16 protein-coding genes are annotated in these 16,903 nt (G+C 71.1%); 8 read left to right on the plus strand and 8 right to left on the minus strand.

All coding sequences use genetic code 11. The features are described 5' to 3' along the window. Positions 1-25: 25 nt before the first annotated feature. On the plus strand, positions 26-1,828 hold the full coding sequence (locus tag Q8A52_RS07785; RefSeq protein ID WP_316747476.1) for a GMC family oxidoreductase: 1,803 nt from the start codon (positions 26-28) through the stop codon (positions 1,826-1,828). Positions 1,829-1,989: 161 nt separating this feature from the next. Here the strand turns inward: Q8A52_RS07785 and Q8A52_RS07790 are convergent, their stop codons facing one another. Then, entirely contained in the window at positions 1,990-3,012 is a 1,023-nt protein-coding gene (locus Q8A52_RS07790; RefSeq protein ID WP_316747478.1) for an LAETG motif-containing sortase-dependent surface protein, read from the minus strand. A 798-nt stretch (positions 3,013-3,810) separates the two neighbouring features. Next, positions 3,811-4,098 carry a chorismate mutase gene (locus tag Q8A52_RS07795; RefSeq protein ID WP_316747481.1) on the minus strand — a complete coding sequence of 96 codons (288 nt, stop codon included), beginning with the start codon at positions 4,096-4,098 and terminating at the stop codon, positions 3,811-3,813. A gap of 328 nt (positions 4,099-4,426) precedes the next feature. On the opposite strand from Q8A52_RS07795, the gene guaA reads away from it, so the two are divergent. Continuing rightward, positions 4,427-6,007: a glutamine-hydrolyzing GMP synthase gene (guaA, locus tag Q8A52_RS07800; protein WP_316747482.1), complete on the plus strand. Its 1,581-nt coding sequence runs from the start codon at positions 4,427-4,429 to the stop codon at positions 6,005-6,007. Between the two features lie 18 nt (positions 6,008-6,025). On the opposite strand, the gene Q8A52_RS07805 is transcribed toward guaA, so the two are convergent. Both Q8A52_RS07805 and Q8A52_RS07810 read right to left on the minus strand, forming a co-directional pair. Next, entirely contained in the window at positions 6,026-6,493 is a 468-nt protein-coding gene (locus Q8A52_RS07805) for a pyridoxamine 5'-phosphate oxidase family protein (protein WP_316747484.1), read from the minus strand. Between the two features lie 62 nt (positions 6,494-6,555). After that, positions 6,556-7,182, minus strand: a complete 627-nt coding sequence (locus Q8A52_RS07810) for a hypothetical protein (protein ID WP_316747485.1) — start codon at positions 7,180-7,182, stop codon at positions 6,556-6,558. Positions 7,183-7,350: 168 nt separating this feature from the next. Here Q8A52_RS07810 and Q8A52_RS07815 point away from each other — a divergent pair, with 168 nt between their 5' ends. Further along, the gene (locus tag Q8A52_RS07815) at positions 7,351-8,145 is read left to right on the plus strand and encodes a class II aldolase/adducin family protein (RefSeq protein ID WP_316747487.1); all 795 of its coding nucleotides are present in this window, start codon (positions 7,351-7,353) and stop codon (positions 8,143-8,145) included. 39 nt (positions 8,146-8,184) lie between these two features. Here the strand turns inward: Q8A52_RS07815 and Q8A52_RS07820 are convergent, their stop codons facing one another. After that, positions 8,185-9,069 (minus strand): DUF4429 domain-containing protein, encoded by an 885-nt coding sequence (locus tag Q8A52_RS07820; RefSeq protein ID WP_316747489.1) that lies wholly within the window; start codon positions 9,067-9,069, stop codon positions 8,185-8,187. Between the two features lie 219 nt (positions 9,070-9,288). On the opposite strand from Q8A52_RS07820, the gene Q8A52_RS07825 reads away from it, so the two are divergent. Both Q8A52_RS07825 and Q8A52_RS07830 read left to right on the plus strand, forming a co-directional pair. Next, entirely contained in the window at positions 9,289-10,578 is a 1,290-nt protein-coding gene (locus Q8A52_RS07825; RefSeq protein ID WP_316747491.1) for a hypothetical protein, read from the plus strand. A 136-nt stretch (positions 10,579-10,714) separates the two neighbouring features. Further along, the gene (locus Q8A52_RS07830) at positions 10,715-11,245 is read left to right on the plus strand and encodes a DoxX family protein (protein WP_316747492.1); all 531 of its coding nucleotides are present in this window, start codon (positions 10,715-10,717) and stop codon (positions 11,243-11,245) included. Positions 11,246-11,260: 15 nt separating this feature from the next. Here the strand turns inward: Q8A52_RS07830 and Q8A52_RS07835 are convergent, their stop codons facing one another. Together Q8A52_RS07835 and Q8A52_RS07840 are read right to left on the minus strand one after the other, a co-directional pair. Further along, positions 11,261-11,503 (minus strand): hypothetical protein, encoded by a 243-nt coding sequence (locus tag Q8A52_RS07835; protein WP_316747494.1) that lies wholly within the window; start codon positions 11,501-11,503, stop codon positions 11,261-11,263. Then, the gene (locus tag Q8A52_RS07840) at positions 11,490-12,893 is read right to left on the minus strand and encodes a PspC domain-containing protein (RefSeq protein ID WP_316747495.1); all 1,404 of its coding nucleotides are present in this window, start codon (positions 12,891-12,893) and stop codon (positions 11,490-11,492) included. The genes Q8A52_RS07835 and Q8A52_RS07840 overlap by 14 nt, the downstream gene beginning before the upstream one ends. A 143-nt stretch (positions 12,894-13,036) precedes the next feature. Here Q8A52_RS07840 and Q8A52_RS07845 point away from each other — a divergent pair, with 143 nt between their 5' ends. Further along, positions 13,037-14,365 carry an ATP-binding protein gene (locus Q8A52_RS07845; RefSeq protein ID WP_316747497.1) on the plus strand — a complete coding sequence of 443 codons (1,329 nt, stop codon included), beginning with the start codon at positions 13,037-13,039 and terminating at the stop codon, positions 14,363-14,365. Next, complete coding sequence (locus Q8A52_RS07850; RefSeq protein ID WP_316747499.1) at positions 14,362-15,084, plus strand: response regulator transcription factor; 723 nt, start codon at positions 14,362-14,364, stop codon at positions 15,082-15,084. Before Q8A52_RS07845 ends, Q8A52_RS07850 begins: the two co-directional genes overlap by 4 nt. Before the next feature lie 22 nt (positions 15,085-15,106). Here Q8A52_RS07850 and Q8A52_RS07855 read toward each other — a convergent pair whose 3' ends face one another. Then, positions 15,107-16,186, minus strand: coding sequence for a C40 family peptidase (locus Q8A52_RS07855; RefSeq protein WP_316748709.1), 1,080 nt, complete (start codon positions 16,184-16,186; stop codon positions 15,107-15,109). Positions 16,187-16,545: 359 nt separating this feature from the next. On the opposite strand from Q8A52_RS07855, the gene Q8A52_RS07860 reads away from it, so the two are divergent. Continuing rightward, positions 16,546-16,899, plus strand: a complete 354-nt coding sequence (locus tag Q8A52_RS07860) for a hypothetical protein (protein ID WP_316747501.1) — start codon at positions 16,546-16,548, stop codon at positions 16,897-16,899. Positions 16,900-16,903 lie beyond the last annotated feature (4 nt).

Raw genomic sequence — 16,903 nt, forward strand, 5'->3', positions numbered from 1 at the left:
CCGTTCTCAACGAGGAGAGCAGCACGTGTCGCAGGAGAAGTCTGTCCAGACCCGGGACGAGGACGGGTACGACTACGACGTCATCGTCGTGGGATCGGGGTTCGGCGGGTCCGTGACCGCCCTGCGCCTGACCGAGAAGGGCTACCGCGTCGGCGTCCTGGAGGCCGGCCGCCGCTTCACCCGCGACACCCTCCCGAAGAACTCGTGGGACCTGAAGAACTACCTCTGGGCCCCCAGGCTCGGCATGTACGGCATCCAGCGCATCCATCTGCTGGGCAATGTGATGGTGCTGGCGGGCGCCGGAGTGGGCGGCGGATCGCTCAACTACGCCAACACCCTCTATGTACCGCCGAAGGCCTTCTTCGACGACCCGCAGTGGCGGGACATCACGGACTGGCAGGAGGAGCTGAAGCCGTACTACGACCAGGCGCGCCGCATGCTCGGCGTACGGCTCAACCCGACCATGACGCCGTCCGACGTGCATCTGAAGGCGGCGGCGCAGCGGCTGGGCGTGGGCGACACCTTTCACATGGCGCCGGTCGGCGTGTTCTTCGGGGACGGCGACGACGCCGACGGGAAGTCGAAGACGCGCCCGGGGGAGGAGGTCGCCGACCCGTACTTCGGCGGGGCGGGCCCGTCCCGCAAGGCCTGCACCGAGTGCGGCGAGTGCATGACGGGCTGCCGGCACGGCGCGAAGAACACTCTCAACGAGAACTACCTCCACCTCGCCGAGAAGGCGGGCGCGGTGGTCCACCCCATGACGACGGTCGTGTCCGTCACCGACGACTCCCGGGGCGGATACGCGGTCGCGGCCCTGCCGACGGACGAGAAGAAGAAGGGCAAGGGGCGCACCTTCACCGCGCGGCGGGTCGTCATCGCGGCCGGCACCTACGGCACCCAGACGCTGCTGCACCGCATGAAGGCGAACGGCCGGCTGCCCCACCTCTCCGGCCGGCTGGGCGATCTGACCCGCACCAACTCCGAGGCGCTGGTGGGCGCGCAGACCGACGACCGGCGCTACCGCAAGGCGCACGGCACGAAGGCCGACTTCACCCGGGGTGTGGCGATCACCTCCTCGATCCACCCGGACGAGGACACGCACATCGAACCGGTCCGCTACGGCAAGGGCTCCAACGCGATGGGCGGTATGTCGATCCTCCAGGTCCCGTACGCCGAGGGCTCCTCGCGCGTCCTGGCCTGGCTGGCGAACGCGGCCCGGCACCCGGTCCTGGTGGCCCGTTCCCTGTCCAACCGCCGCTGGTCGGAGCGGACCATCATCGGTCTGGTGATGCAGTCGCTGGACAACTCCCTGACGACGTATCTGAAGCCGAACGGCGTGGGCAAGGGCCTGCTCACCGCCCGCCAGGGCCATGGCGCGCCCAACCCGAAGCAGATCAGGGCGGCCTCGGAGGCGGCCTCGGCGCTGGCCACGGAGATCAACGGCTTCGCGGGCAGCAACGTCGGCGAGTTGATGGGCACCCCGCTGACCGCGCACTTCCTCGGCGGCTGTCCGATCGGCGCCTCACCCGAGACCGGTGTGATCGACCCGTACCACCGGCTGTACGGCCACCCCGGCATCTCGGTGGTCGACGGCGCGGCGGTGTCGGCGAACCTGGGCGTCAACCCGTCGCTGACGATCACCGCGCAGGCCGAGCGGGCGATGTCGTACTGGCCCAACAAGGGCGAGGCGGACCCGCGCCCGGCGCAGGGCGCGGCGTACGAACGCCTGAAGCCGGTGGAGCCGGCGAACCCGGTGGTCCCGGCGGACGCGTTCGGCGCGCTGCGGCTGCCGTTCCTGGGGATGCCGGCGGTACCGCCGAAGAAGTAGCCCGCAGCGGCCGACGGCACGGCGGGGAAAGCCACGGCACGGCAGAGAAGGAGGGACCTGCGCCCCCCTCCGGGCGCAGGTCCCTCTCTTGTCCGTGCGGACCGGTTACGGCCGGCCGACCGGCTGGGCGCCGGTGGACCGGTTGCGCGTCGGTGGACCGGTTACGCGCCGGCCGCGGTCTTCCGGCGGCGCACCACGAACACCGCGCCCGCACCGGCGACGACGGCGACACCGCCGACGAGGCCGAGCACGGGCAGCGCGGAGCTGGAGCCGGTCTCGGCGAGGTTGCCGGTCGGCAGGTCGGAGACGTCACCCTGCGGCTTCTTCGGCGAGTCCTTGCTGCCGTTGTCGCTCGGGGTGGCGTCGCCCGGCGCGGGGTTCGAGGAGCCGGCCTTCAGGACCTCGAAGTCGTACTGGGCCCAGCCCTCGGCGATGCAGTCCTGGCCCTTGACGTTGTCGAGGTAGGCGCCGGAGCCGAAGGAGTAGGCGTCGCCGGCCGGGGCCTTGGCGTCGATGCCGACGCGCAGGTCGATCGACTGGCTCGCACCGGACTTCAGCTTCGCCACGTAGAAGAAGTAGTCGCCGGCCCAGTCGTCGCTGCCGATGCGGTCCCAGGAGCCGTCCTCGGGGTTCTTGAACTCCAGGTCGACGTACGGGCTGAGGAACTTCGACTCGTCGAGCTCGTAGTTCTCGACCTCGGCGTAGAAGGCGACGCCCTCGACGTCGGCCTTGGAGTCGTTTGTGACGACCAGCTTGAAGTTGTGGAAGCCGTCACCCGCGACGATCTTCCCCGGCAGACCCTTGATGTCGGCGGACACCTTGGCGTCGCCGAAGTTCTCGTCGAGGTCCTCGCAGAACGGCACATCCGGGTCCGACGGGTCCTCGCTCGGCTCGGCCGACTCGGAGGGCTCGGGCTCGGTGGACGTGCTCGCGCTGCCGCTCGGGGTCACCGAGGCGGAGGCGTCGACGCCCGGGGTCTCGGTGGCGGGAGGAGGCGTCTCGGTCTCGGGTGCGCTGGTGGAGGCCGTGTCGCTCGGAATCTCGCTCGGCGCCTCGGAGGTCACGGTGTCGGTGGGCGTGGGCGGCGTGGACTCGTCCGCGAAGGCGGCGGGAGCGGACAGGAGGGCGAGCGGGGCTATGACAGCCGTCGCGGCCGCTGCGGCCATGGCACGGCGAAGCTTCATGGAGACCTCGAGGAGTCCGGCGTGCCGCCGTGGGCGGCACGGAGTGGAGGCGGGCTCCGCGTGTGGGGCGCGGGTGTGGCCCTTGGTTCTGCTGTGTGACCGGCTCTTACCGGCTCTTACCGGTTTCTTTGATTCAGCAGGTTTGATCAGTGAGGTGGGTGAAAGGTTGCACGTTCACTCACATGATTCTTATGTGGCCTGGATCACACGTGAGATGAGAGAAAGTCAGGGGCGAAGAGGGCATGCGAAGGGCCCCGCGGGACGGAGCCGCGGGGCCCTTCTCCGTCAGCACCGACGTCAGGGCAGCGTCGGTGCCCGGGGAGCGGCGCCGGGGGGTTGCGCCGCTTGCTCTCTGTTGCCCTATCTGCCCTGTGCGCCTCGGTCGGCGCCCCGGCGCATTCGGGGCGCGCGGATGGTCTCGACCTCTGGCGGTCGGGCAGCGCATTGCAATGCGGTTGTGTGTCCGGGACTTGGGGGGCTTGCTACGCATCGTGCTGGATGGACGCGGCCTCCGCAACCGTTTGACCCAGCCCTTGTGCATTTTTGCATTTTCCGCCGGTCGGCCCCGAGCGTCCCCGGAGCCGACCGTTCTCTTGAATGACCGGGCTGCTGTCCCCTGCCGTCCGGTCACCTTCCTGGAGCGAGGTCCCACGACGCACGGCACGATCCGCACGCCTCATCGCTCCAGCGAGCCACGCGTGGTTCTTTCGGGCCCGCCCCTGGCTGGCACGGACACCGGGACCAACGAAGCGGTGCGCGGGCCGGTCACGCGCCGTACGGGTGAGTGCCGACCCGAACTCAGATACGACCACGGCACAGCTCGAGCAGGGTCATGCCGAGGGACGTCCCCGGCTTGCCCAGCGCCTCCCGGTAGTGGTCGAGGATCTCCATCTCGCGGGAGAGGTTCACCCGGCGCCCGCCGGAGGTGATCCGGGCCTCCTGGATCACGGCGGACACCGCCATCCGTTCCTGGATCAGTCCGATGATCCGGTCGTCGAGCGCGTCGATGCGCTCACGCGCACCGGTGATCACATCGGCTGCCTCGGCGGTACGGGCGCCGGTCTTCTCTGCGGGGGTGACGGTCATGTCTGGGGGGGCTCCTCATCGGATCGGACGCGGTGCCCAGGAACGGCAGGTCCCGGAAAACGACAGACGCCCCGGGCCTTGTCGGCCCGGGGCGCCTGGGAAGTCGCTCGGCGTTTCGCTCAAGCAGCACGACCATGGCAGCCGGCGGGCCGGTTGCCATAGGTAAAGAGGAAGGTGGTCTGCGTGAGCATGCGGTCAGTATGCCACGGCGCATCCCTGATCTGCCGGGGGTCTGGGGGCCAAGCCCCCGGCGCACGGGACGCCCCCCACGCCCGCCCCGTTAGAATCGACATCACAGACCCCCGCCCAAACCGCCGGAAGGCACCCCGTGTCATCAGCGACTTCCGCTGCCGCCACCCCCGACACCGTTCTGGTCGTCGACTTCGGCGCGCAGTACGCCCAGCTCATCGCCCGTCGCGTCCGCGAGGCGCGGGTCTACAGCGAGATCGTGCCGAGCACCATGCCGGTCGCGGAGATGCTCGCCAAGAACCCCGCGGCGATCATCCTCTCCGGCGGCCCCTCGTCCGTGTACGAGGAGGGCGCCCCCCGCCTGGACCGCGAGCTCTTCGAGGCCGGTGTCCCGGTCTTCGGCATGTGCTACGGCTTCCAGCTGATGGCGCAGTCCCTCGGCGGCACGGTCGACAACACCGGCGCCCGCGAGTACGGCCGTACGGACATGTACGTCTCCAGGACGTCCTCCACCCTCTTCGAGGGCACCCCGGCCGAGCAGCACGTGTGGATGTCGCACGGCGACGCCTGTTCCGCCGCCCCCGAGGGCTTCACCGTCACGGCGTCCACGGACGTCGTCCCGGTCGCCGCCTTCGAGAACGACGAGAAGAAGCTGTACGGCGTCCAGTACCACCCCGAGGTCATGCACTCCACGCACGGCCAGCAGGTCCTGGAGCACTTCCTCTACCGCGGTGCGGGCCTGACCCCGTCCTGGACCACGGGCAACGTGATCGAGGAGCAGGTCGCCCTCATCCGTGAGCAGGTCGGCGACAAGCGCGCCATCTGCGGCCTGTCCGGCGGTGTGGACTCCGCGGTCGCCGCCGCCCTGGTCCAGAAGGCCATCGGCTCCCAGCTGACCTGCGTGTACGTCGATCACGGCCTGATGCGCAAGGGCGAGACCGAGCAGGTCGAAAAGGACTTCGTGGCCGCGACCGGCGTGCAGCTGAAGGTCGTGGACGCGGAGGAGCGGTTCCTGACCGCCCTCAAGGGGGTCTCGGACCCCGAGGAGAAGCGGAAGATCATCGGCCGCGAGTTCATCCGCGTCTTCGAGCAGGCGCAGGCCGAGATCATCGCCGACGAGGGCCCGGCCGTCGAGTTCCTCGTCCAGGGCACGCTCTACCCCGACGTGGTCGAGTCCGGTGGCGGCACCGGCACCGCCAACATCAAGTCCCACCACAACGTCGGCGGCCTCCCCGAGGACCTGGAGTTCAAGCTCATCGAGCCGCTCCGCAAGCTCTTCAAGGACGAGGTCCGGATGGTCGGACAGGAGCTCGGCCTGCCCGAGGAGATCGTCCAGCGACAGCCCTTCCCGGGCCCCGGCCTCGGCATCCGCATCGTCGGCGAGGTCACCAAGGAGCGCCTGGACCTGCTCCGCGACGCCGACGCGATCGCCCGCGAGGAGCTGACCGCGGCCGGCCTCGACCGTGACATCTGGCAGTGCCCGGTGGTCCTGCTCGCGGACGTCCGCAGCGTCGGCGTCCAGGGCGACGGCCGCACCTACGGCCACCCGATCGTGCTGCGCCCGGTCTCCTCCGAGGACGCGATGACCGCCGACTGGTCGCGCCTGCCGTACGAGGTCCTCGCGCGCATCTCGACCCGCATCACCAACGAGGTCCGTGACGTCAACCGCGTCGTTCTCGACGTGACCTCGAAGCCCCCGGGCACCATCGAGTGGGAGTAGCCCTCCCGGCCTTGAAGGTCATGTCCGCTTGAGAGTGCGCACCGGCTCTCCGGGCTTCCAGACCTGGGCGACGAGGTACTTGTCGTCCTCGACGTAGGTCCGTACGACCTCCGTCAGCTCGGTGCGGAAGAGGTGGAACGGCTGCGGCGGTTCCACCTCTTTCACGTACGCCCCCTTCACCCCGGGGTCGTCGACCTCGACCGCCCGCCCGGCGATCCGGATGTCCCCGCCGCCCATGGCGGTGTCCGGGCCCGGGTTCGCCTGCAGCGCGAACCTGGGGTCCCGGTGCAGATCGAGGGCCTTCAGCGAGCCCGGCATCATGCCGAGCCACAGCTCGCCGTTCAGGAAGCGGACCTCCAGGCCGGTGGTGCGCGGGGAGCCGTCCTTGCGCAGGGTGGCGAGGACGTGGTGCCGGAACGCGCCGAAGCGCTCCTCGGCGATCTTCGCGAGTTCGGGTGCGGTGGTGCTGAAGTCCGCCCAGTTCATACGGGCCAGTCTCACGCCGATACCCGACATCTTCTGTCGGGTATCCGCAGCCACCGAGGACGTCACACCCCGTAGGGCACCGGCCGCACGTACCGCTCCCGCCCCGTCTGGTCCCGCACCGGTGTGCACCCGGCCGCCGTGAGCTGCCCGGCCAGCTTCGCGCGGCGGACCGTGTTGATACGGAGCGCGCCGAGCAACCACGCCGGCATCAGCACGGCGAGCGGCAGCAGAACGGCGTAGACGCCGGTGATCACCGCCATCAGCAGGAACAGGGCCCCGGAGCCCCAGGCCAGCGTCAGCAGCCGCTTCCGGTTGCCGGCCTCGGCCAGGCCGTCGTACCTGATGAGTGCGCAGATCAGGTCGACGTCCGCCTCGGCCTCGGGGACCGGGGTGAGCGAGTTCAGGTACATGCCCGGCACCGGGCCGCCCGCCCCCACCTGCGTGAACGTGGCCGCGTTCGTCGCCGCGCGCTGCTGTGCCCACGGCTCGGCATCGCGTACGAGATGGACGTGCAGCACCTTGTACCGGCCGACGAGGCGGACGCCGGCGTAGCGGAAGCCGAAGCACTCCGCGACGTACACGAGCGCGCCCAAGGTCTTGAGCTCGGCGAAGGGATGGACCAGTTCGACGTTCTGGCGGGTCGCGAGCTGCCGCACAAGGCTGTTGAGATGGCGTTCGGCTTGGCTCATGGAGGGCTCCGGGTGGCTGAAAACTGCTGCTGAACTTCAGGTTCCGCATCACAGACCCATGAGCCCCCGGAACGGTTGCGGCGTCATCTTTACAGAACAGCTCTGTTCTCCTGCGCTGACCGACGGTAACTTCCGGCACGTAAAGCAAAACCCAGTGCAGGAGGACCTATGCACGGGCCGACCCCGCCCCTGCCGCTGCCCACCGACCGGCTGCAGTTCGCGATGCCGCCGATGCACGAGTCGCTCGAGGACGAACGCCGGCACCGCAAGGAACGGCTCGCGGGCGCGCTCCGGCTCTTCGGCCGGTCCGGATTCGAGGACGGGGTCTCCGGGCACATCACCGCACGCGACCCGGAGTTCTCCGACTGCTTCTGGGTCAACCCGTTCGGGATGCCGTTCAAGCACGTCACCGTCAGCGACCTGGTCCTCGCCAACCAGGACGGGCAGGTGATCGAGGGCCGCTACCACGTCAACCAGGCGGCGTTCACCGTGCACGCCCAGGTGCATGCCGCCCGCCCGGACGTCGTCGCCGTCGCCCACTGCCACTCGGTGCACGGCCGCGCCCTGTCCGCGCTCGGTGACCTGCTCGACCCCCTCAGTCAGGAGAGCTGCGCGTTCTACGAGGACCACGCCCTGTACGACGCCTACACGGGCGTCGCCGTCGACATCGAGGAGGGCCGCAGGATCGCGGCCGCGCTCGGCTCCGGCAAGGCCCTCGTCCTGCGCAACCACGGGTTGCTGACGGTCGGCGACTCGGTGGACGCGGCGGCCTGGTGGTTCATGTCGATGGAGAAGTCCTGCCAGGTGCAGTTGATGGCGAAGGCGGCGGGCCGCCCCCTGCTCATCGAGCACAAACTGGCGGCGGCGACCCGTGAACAGCTCGGCGGCGACCTGGTGGCCTGGATCAACTACCAGCCGCTGTGGCAGGACATCAGCCGCAGCGAGCCCGACCTGCTGAGCTAGGGGGTGTCGTCTGGATCATCCCGCGCAGCCGCCGGCCCCCTAGAACCCGCGCAGGACAACCGCCTTCGTCATCGCGAACTCCTCGTCCGTGAGCACCCCTTCGCGGTGCAGCTCGCCCAGTTCCCGCAGCCGGCGCAGCAGTACGTCGTGGTGGTCGGCCGGCGGCGGCACCGCGCCCGCGGGCCGGTCCCGGTCGGTGTACGGGACGCCGGCCCGGGTGGACGGATGCGGCAGCCGCGCGGTGACCGCGGCCGCGACCAGCGCGGTGAGCAGATCGCGGCGCACGCTGCCCCACAGGTCGAGCGCGTACGGGTCCCGCTCGGGCGGCAGCCTGGAGAACACCGTCTCGCGGGTCACGAAGCGCAGAAGGCCGTCCTCGTAGCCGGAGTTGGGCAGCCACTCGACCTCGGCCAGGTCGAAGACGTTGACGATCCGGGGCCCGGTGGCCCGCTTGACCCGGTCCGAGGTGTCGGCCCAGTCGATACGGACCTGGGTGCCGTCGAAGGAGACCATGCCGTCGGAGGATCGCACCGAGACCGGCACCGGCGGCCCGGGCAGCAGATAGGCCTTGGTGGGCTCCTTGGGAACCTGGTCGAGGAGGAGGGCGTGCCGGATCTCCTCGGCGACGTACTCGGCCACCCCGGACCGGTCCAGGTCCACCATCAGCCGATAGGGATCGGCCGGCTCCGGCAGCCGCCCGCCCGTGGCCTGCAACAGCGGATCCGCACCCTCGCGCAGCCGCATCCGCAGCCGGCCGCGCTTGCGCTCGGGCTCGTAGACCACGCCCGCCACGGCCTCCAGGGGTACGGCGATCTCTCCGTATGTCTGCCGGAACAGCGGTACCGAGCGGTGGAGTCCCGGTGTGATCCGGACCGTGCTGCCGTCGAAGGCCCAGGTCCCGTCCCGCTGGATGATCTCGGCCATACCGAAATTCTCCCAGCCGGGTCAACACGGCAGCGCGCAGTTCACCCGCGGTGACCACCTGCCGGACCGGTGCGACGTGGCGTAGGGCACAATTCGCTGTCGTCGCATGGGAGTTGCGCGGTCACAGTCGGTCTCCGCGGAGGGCGCCGCAGGCCGTGCCCCGGGGCGTGGGTCGGTCGTGGGTCGGGTCGTGGGTCATGGGGAAGGCGGGCGTCGGGCGTGGCGGTGCAGGTTGCGAGGCAGGGCGCGGAGACGGGCGCGCGCGGGGCTGCCCACGGGGGTGGCTGCACCTGCGGGGACTGCCCGCACGGGGCGCGCGAGGGGCATCGGCGGGCCGTCGCCGAATTCTTCCTCAAGCGCGACGAGTTCGCGGCCGGACAGGGTCTCCCCGCGGCGGTGGCCCACTCCGCCTCCGCCTCCCGGCAGTGGGTCTCCGAGGAGTTGACCCAGTCCGCCGAGGCCGTCGCCGAGCGCGGCCGGGCGGAGGGTGATGCCTGGCTGGCGCGGCTGTGGCTGCGCACGCTCTGCGTCCTGTGGGCGGCCGTCGTCCTCCTGCTGCTGGTGGAGTCGCTGACCGCGATCGGCGCGGGCTGGACGAGCGCCCGCACCGCCGGACTGCTCGCCGCGCTGCTGGCGGCCGGTGCCCTGACCGGGGCCTCGTGGTTCCACCGGGCGCGCGGCGGGGCGCTGGCGCCGGTGATCGGCGAGGACAACCGCATGTCCACCTCGCGCACCGTGGCGATGGCCTGGGTGCTGCTGGTGGCGTATGCGGTCCTGGTGTTGGCGAGCCGCCTGGCCGCGGCCTCCGGCCACAGGGAACGCGACGCGCTCATCTCCGGGCTGGAACTCGCCCGCGGGGCGGGCATGGTGACCGTCCTCGCCGTGGTCTGCGGCATCGCGGTCCTCGTACGGCGCGTGGTCGGCCTGCGGATCCACGGCCAGCGGCTGCAGAAGGTACGCGCACCCCGCCCGCGCGCGGCCGACCTGCTCACCGACGACTCCGGCCGGGGCACCTTCGCCGACATCCAGTACGTAGTGATCAGCGCCGTGGCCCTGCTGTTCGCCGCCGTACGGCTGGCCCGCCGTCCCGACCGGCTGCCCGACCTGCCGTGGGGCCTCGCGGTGCTGGTCCTGGTCTCCGCCCTGACCTACCTGGCCGGCAAGTACGCGGAGGGCGGCCGCCCGGTGATCCTCTCCGTCGTCCGTGCCCGCGAGGCCGGCGATCTGGACGGGCCGATCCGCACGGGCGACGACATCGAGATCCGCGGCGCCTGTTTCGTCCCACCGGGCGCCCAGAGCGCCGACCAGCTCTCCCGCATGGTCGTCCGCATCGGCGCGGTCGACGTCCACGTCCCGCTGATCCCCGTCACCGGCGGCTTCAGCAACCCCTCGGACACGGTCCTGACGGTGCCGGTACCCGCGGACGTGGAACCCGGGTGCGTGGAGGTGCAGGTGATCACGGCGGCCGGCGCGGCCACGAACCGGTGCACGGTCGAGGTGACGGACTGAGACCGGCCGATCACCAAACGGGACTACGCTCGCTCGGGTGACTGAAAAACCCCCGCAAGAGGTTGAGCCGGACCCATTGGGCGTACGTATGGTCTGTTAAGGGGTCTCGGCACGCGGCGAGAGGCGGCTAGGAACGATGACTCACAGCATCCGTACGGACACGCAAACCCCCTATCTCGACGGCGACCGGGACTGGCGGGACACCGCCACCCGCTATGCCCTCCTTCCTCTGCGCGTCTTCCTGGGCGTCACCTTCATCTACGCCGGCCTGGACAAGCTGACCGACAGCGCCTTCATGAAGTCGGGCGGCTCGGGGTCGATCGGCGACACCATGCGCGCGGTCCGCGACTCCTCCGCCATCCCGGCCCTGGTCGACCTTGCCCTGAAGAACCCGGTCGGCTTCGGCTACGCCATCGCCTTCGGCGAGCTGGCCGTGGGCATCGGCGTCCTGGTCGGCCTGTTCGGCCGTCTCGCCGCACTCGGCGGCGCGCTGATCTCGCTCAGCCTGTGGCTGACCGTCAGCTGGTCCTCCACCCCCTACTACTACGGCAACGACCTCGCCTACCTGATGGCCTGGCTGCCTCTCGTCCTCGCCGGCACCCCCTACCTCTCCCTGGACTCGATGCTGCGCGCGCGGCGACGGCAGCGGGCGGCGGGCTACCGATAGCCCCTCGCGTGATCGTCAGCCCGGCAGGTCGGGTCCGGTCTTCGCCGCGCTCGTCCGGCCGGGACCGCTCCGTCCGTGAATGAGCCGGGTCAGGGCCGCCGCCGCGCCCGCCAGGCACAGGCCGCCCACGACGAGGGGGACGGCCACGAACCAGGGCGTCTCCCACAGGCCGCCCGCGTCACCGGCGTAGACGACGCCCGTGACGGTGAGGAAGAGACCGGCGACCAGCCTTCCGGGCTGGAACTCATGACGCAGCACGGCTCACCTCCGCCTGTCCCACACCGACTTCGAGATCGACGTCGAGCGTCCCGGCGTTCTTGCCGCCCTGCGCCGGTGTCAGCGTCACGTCCTTGTGCTTGCCCGGTGCCACGTCCACGTCCTGTTTGTCCTCACCCGGCAACTGAATGTCGCCGACTCCCACGTCGATGCTCATCCGTACGGTCACATCCGCCGGCACGATCAACCGCAGCCGCCCCGCACCCACCGCGGCCCCCGTCTGCACCGTCTGGCCCTTGGCGATGTGCACCCGGGTCAGGTCCAGGGTGCCCTCGCCGGTGCCGAGGTCGTACTTCGGCTGCACCTCGGCCACGGAGGCCGGCTTCCAGGACGTGCGTATCCAGTGGGTGGTGATGTCCTTGGGCAGGGCCGACGCCCCGGCGAGCAGCGCCGCCGTGATGATCGCCAGGAACACCGACCCCGCGCCCGTACGTCCCAGGACCGCGCTGACCGCGATGCCGAGGCCGAAGACGAGGAGGGCACAGGCCAGTCCGGCCTGCAGGCTGGTGCCCAGCGGATGCCCTTCCCAGGTCGCGCCGGTGCCCAGGCCGCCGGCCAGCAGGGCGAGCAGGAAGACCCAGCCGCCGATCCAGCGCGGACCGCGCGGCCGCGGGGGCCCGCTGCGCGGGCCGCGTATGTCCCCGCGATGGCTCCGGGAGTTGCCGAGGCCGATGTTGACGGCCGCCGCGATGTCCCGGTCGCGCGAGTCCCCGGGGCCCCACAGATATCCGGTGCCGCCGTCGTGCGTACCGTCCTTGACGATCGGGTCGCGCCACCAGGAGGGGTAGGCGGTGGGGACCGGCGGCGCCTGGGCCTCCGGCGGGGCGTCGGCCACGGCCTGCGCGGCGAGAGGATCGGGGTCGGGCGCGCCGCGCCGCCGCGACCAGTAGCCGGCGCCGGCGAGCAGCAGGGAGAGGACGACGCCGAACGTGAGCACCCCACCGTTCCTCAGCATCGTCAGGAACACTCCACAGCCGACCAGCGCGAACAGCACGGCCGCGAGGGCCTGCCCGTCGACCCGTCCGGTCAGCAGCTTGCGGACCTCGTTCTCCTCCTCGTCCTCGTACGGCACGAAGAGCCAGGCGAAACCGTAGAAGATGAGGCCGATCCCGCCCGCCGCGGCGAGCACCGCGAGGGTGATCCGGAAGATCACGGGATCCATGTCGGTGTGGCGCCCGAGCCCGGCGCACACCCCCGAGATCATCTTGTTCCGCCGGTCGCGGCGGAACCTGCGGGGGGATTCGACGGCACCGCCCTCGCCGGGCGCCGTCCCGTCCGCGGCGGGCACGGCATCCGTCGGCCCGGCGCCCGGGGCGGGGCGCGGGCCGGGGCCGGGTCCCGGACCCGTCGCGGCGTGCTCGTGATCTGTCATGCGTCCATGGTGACTGGCGTGCCGCCGCGACGGGAGTCGGAATGACCCTGGGTGAACCCTGATATCGGCCCTGAGGCGGCGCGGGGGGAGGCGTTCGACGGCCGGACTTTCGAAGATCAGGGGAGTCTCGGGGGTAGACCCTGATGCTCCGCAACTCGGGCCGTGTGACCATCGATGGCATGCCGGAAGCCGCAGCAGCGCCCATCGACGACCCGCGGCCACCGCGCAAGCTCTACCGCAGCAGCGACGGCCGCTGGCTCGGTGGTGTCGCGCGGGGTCTCGCCGGGCACCTCGGGCTGCCCGTGATCTGGGTGCGGCTGGTGTTCGTCGGCCTGCTCATGGCCGACGGCCTCGGCGCGCTGCTGTACGCCGCGTTCTGGTTCTTCGTGCCGCTCGGCGTCGGCGGGGTCGGCGGCCAGAAGCCGCCGTCCCTGGTCGGCACCGAGACCTCGCCGGACGGTCGGCGCAGACTCGTCGCGCGCAAGCCGGACAAGGGCCAGATCGTCGCGCTGCTCCTCATGGTCGTCGTGGCCATGGTCTTCGTCAGCAACGTCAACCTGGGCAACGGAGCCAAGGCGTATCTCCTGCCCGCCGTCCTGGTCGGCGCGGGCGTCGCCCTGGTCTGGCGGCAGGCGGACAACGCCCGCCGGGCCCGCTGGGTCGAGGTCGGCAGCCGCCGCCGCACCCTGACTCTGCTGCGCACCGGCGGAGGCGTTCTGCTCGTCACGGCGGGCGTCTCCGGCATCTTCGTCCTGCAGGGCTCCGCCGCCCACCTCGGCTCGGTCCTCCAGGCCGCCCTCGCGGTCCTCGTCGGCATAACGCTGCTCGCCGGGCCGTACCTCGTCCGGATGACCCAGGACCTCTCCGAGGAGCGTCTGATGCGTATCCGCGCCCAGGAGCGCGCCGAGGTCGCCGCCCACGTCCACGACTCGGTGCTGCACACCCTCACCCTGATCCAGCGCAACGCGGAGAACGCGAACGAGGTGCGCCGCCTCGCCCGCGCCCAGGAGCGCGACCTGCGCACCTGGCTGTACAAACCCGAGGGCACCGGCAAGGACGAGGCCGACGAACCGGACAGCCTCGCCGACGCGGTCCGGCGCAACGCCGCCGAGGTGGAGGACAAGCACGGCGTCCCGATCGAGGTCGTCGTGGTCGGCGACTGCCCCCTCGACGAGCGGATCACCGCACAGATGCAGGCCGCGCGCGAGGCGATGGTGAACGCCGCCAAGTACGGTGGCGAGGGCGGCGCCGTGCAGGTCTACGCCGAAGTCGAGGGCAGGACGGTCTTCGTGTCCGTCCGCGACCGCGGTCCGGGCTTCGATCTGGATTCGATACCCGCCGACCGCATGGGCGTCAGAGAATCGATCATCGGCCGCATGGAACGCAACGGCGGTACCGCCCGGCTGCGGGCGGTGCCGGACGGCGGCACGGAGGTCGAGCTGGAGATGGAGAGGGCGGAGAAGACGTCATGAGCGACGCGACCGAGGCGAACGGCACGGCGGGAGCGGCGGAGGGGGGCGGCGCGACCGGGCGTCGGGTGCGGGTGGTCCTCGTCGACGACCACCGTATGTTCCGTACGGGCGTCCAGGCCGAGATCGGCCAGACCGAGACGACCGGCGTCGAGGTCGTCGGCGAGGCCGCGGACGTCGACCAGGCCGTCACGGTGATCACCGCGACCCGGCCCGAGGTGGTGCTCCTCGACGTCCACCTCCCGGGCGGCGGCGGCGTCGAAGTGCTGCGCCGCTGCGCCTCGTTGATGGCCGACACCGAGCGGCCGGTCCGCTTCCTCGCGCTGTCCGTGTCGGACGCGGCGGAGGACGTGATCGGCGTGATCCGCGGCGGCGCCCGGGGCTATGTCACCAAGACGATCACCGGCACGGACCTGGTCGACTCCATCTTCCGTGTCCAGGAGGGCGACGCCGTCTTCTCCCCGCGGCTGGCCGGCTTCGTCCTCGACGCCTTCGCCTCCACCGACGCCCCGCCGGTCGACGAGGACCTCGACCGCCTCACCCAGCGGGAGCGGGAGGTGCTGCGGCTGATCGCCCGCGGCTACGCGTACAAGGAGATCGCCAAGCAGCTGTTCATCTCGGTGAAGACGGTCGAGTCCCATGTCTCGGCGGTGCTGAGGAAGCTCCAGCTGTCCAACCGGCACGAGCTGACCCGGTGGGCGACGGCACGTCGGCTGGTGTGACCGGGGGCTCGCGCGGCGGGCCTCACACCACCCGCGTCGCCCCGGCGAACGGCATCTCGTCGATCGGGGCCAGACGTACGGGCGCCGACGGGTTCGGGGCGTGGATCATCTGGCCGTTGCCGACATAGATGCCGACGTGGCTGATGCCGGAGTAGAAGAACACCAGGTCACCGGGGAGGAGCTCGGAGCGGGAGACCCGTCGGCCCGCGTTGATCTGGGCGTAGGTGGTGCGGGGGAGGGAGATGCCGGCGGAGCGGTAGGCGGCCTGGGCGAGGCCCGAGCAGTCGAAGGCGTCCGGGCCCGTCGCGCCCCACACATAGGGGCTGCCGAGCTTCTGGTAGGCGTACGCGACGGCCGCCGCGGCACGGGAGTTGGAGGCCGCGGTGGAACCGGAGGCGGTCAGGGCGTCCCGCGCGTCCGAGGCCGACCTCGAGGCGTGGCCCGCGGCAGCCGCGCTGTCCGCGCCGCCGTCCGTCGTGACCCCCGCCCGCTCCTGCGGCGTCAGCCGGGACAGCAGCTGTCTCGCCTCGCCGAGCTTCCCGGTGACCGTCTTCTTCTGCCGCTTCAGCTCGGCCTGCCGTGACCTGAGCGACACCAGCTCGACATGGGCGGCACCGCGCAACTGCTCGATCTCCCGGAGCTGCTTGCGCACCCGGGCCACGGCCTGGGACTGCCGGTCGCCCACCCGCTCGGCGAACGCCGTGCCCTCCAGATAGCGGTCGGGATCGGTGGAGAGCATCAGCTGCACCGTGGGATCGAGCCCACCGGCGCGGTACTGCGCCGCCGCGACGGAACCCAGCGCGTCGCGCGCCGAGTTGAGCTTGTCCTCCTTGCGGGCCGCCTCGTCCCGCAGCGCCTTCAGCCGCTGCTCCGCCGAATCCGCCTTCTCCTTCGCGCCGTTGTACTTCTCGGTGGCGACCTCCGCCTCCTGGTACAGCTTGTCCACCTTCGCCCTGACCTGCGCCGGCGTCAGCTGCGGCTCGGCGTGCCCGATGCCCTCGAAGCCCGTTGCCGTGGCCGCGCCCGCCAGGGCGATGGTCACGGCCGTGCGGGCGGTGTTGCCGCCCAGCGAGCGCTGCCGGGGCTTGCGGTGCACTGCCACCTGGACCGTCACGTCCTTTCGTACGACCTGGCCGGCTACGTGTCCGGCGGCGGCCTGCACAGGGGGAGCCGGCCGCCGCCGGACCTTTCTCGGCGGGGGTGGCCGACTGCCGCCCCTGGCCCGGGCGGCGGTGGGGAGCCGGTCACCTGGTGGAGGACGCTAAACCTGACGGTGTCGGCTCGGTGACGTCATGTATGGAAGTGCCCGCATCGGACTCTGCGGTGACCGTATGTGAGCGTGATCGGGGGCCGGGGCCGCCGTCTTCACGCAGTGCGATGACCGAAGCGGCGGTTCCGTGGTGCACGGGGGCGGTGGGGTGCTATGGGGCGCATATATGCGGGGGATTAGGCTCCGGCCTCATGGACGTACTCATCCATCTCTTCGTCGGCCTGCACATCATCGGCATCGCCGCGCTCCTCGGCGGTTTCCTCACCCAGATGAAGGCGATGGGCCGGGGCACCGCCCGCTTCGTCCCCGCAATGCTGCACGGCGCGCTGACCATGCTGGTCACCGGCGTGATCCTGGTCGGCCTCAACCAGGCCGACGGCCACCACGTCAACACCATCAAGATCGGCGTGAAGCTGGCCCTGCTGATCGTGATCCTCGGGCTCGTCTATGTGAAGCGGGACGAGGAGACGGTGGACAAGCGCCTCTTCGGTCTGGTGGGCCTGCTGACCACGGCGAACATCTTCATCGCCGTGCTGTGGACGTGAGCGG

Origin of the sequence: Streptomyces herbicida (genome assembly GCF_032656585.1) — a bacterium.
In the GTDB taxonomy this organism is placed as follows: domain Bacteria; phylum Actinomycetota; class Actinomycetes; order Streptomycetales; family Streptomycetaceae; genus Streptomyces; species Streptomyces herbicida.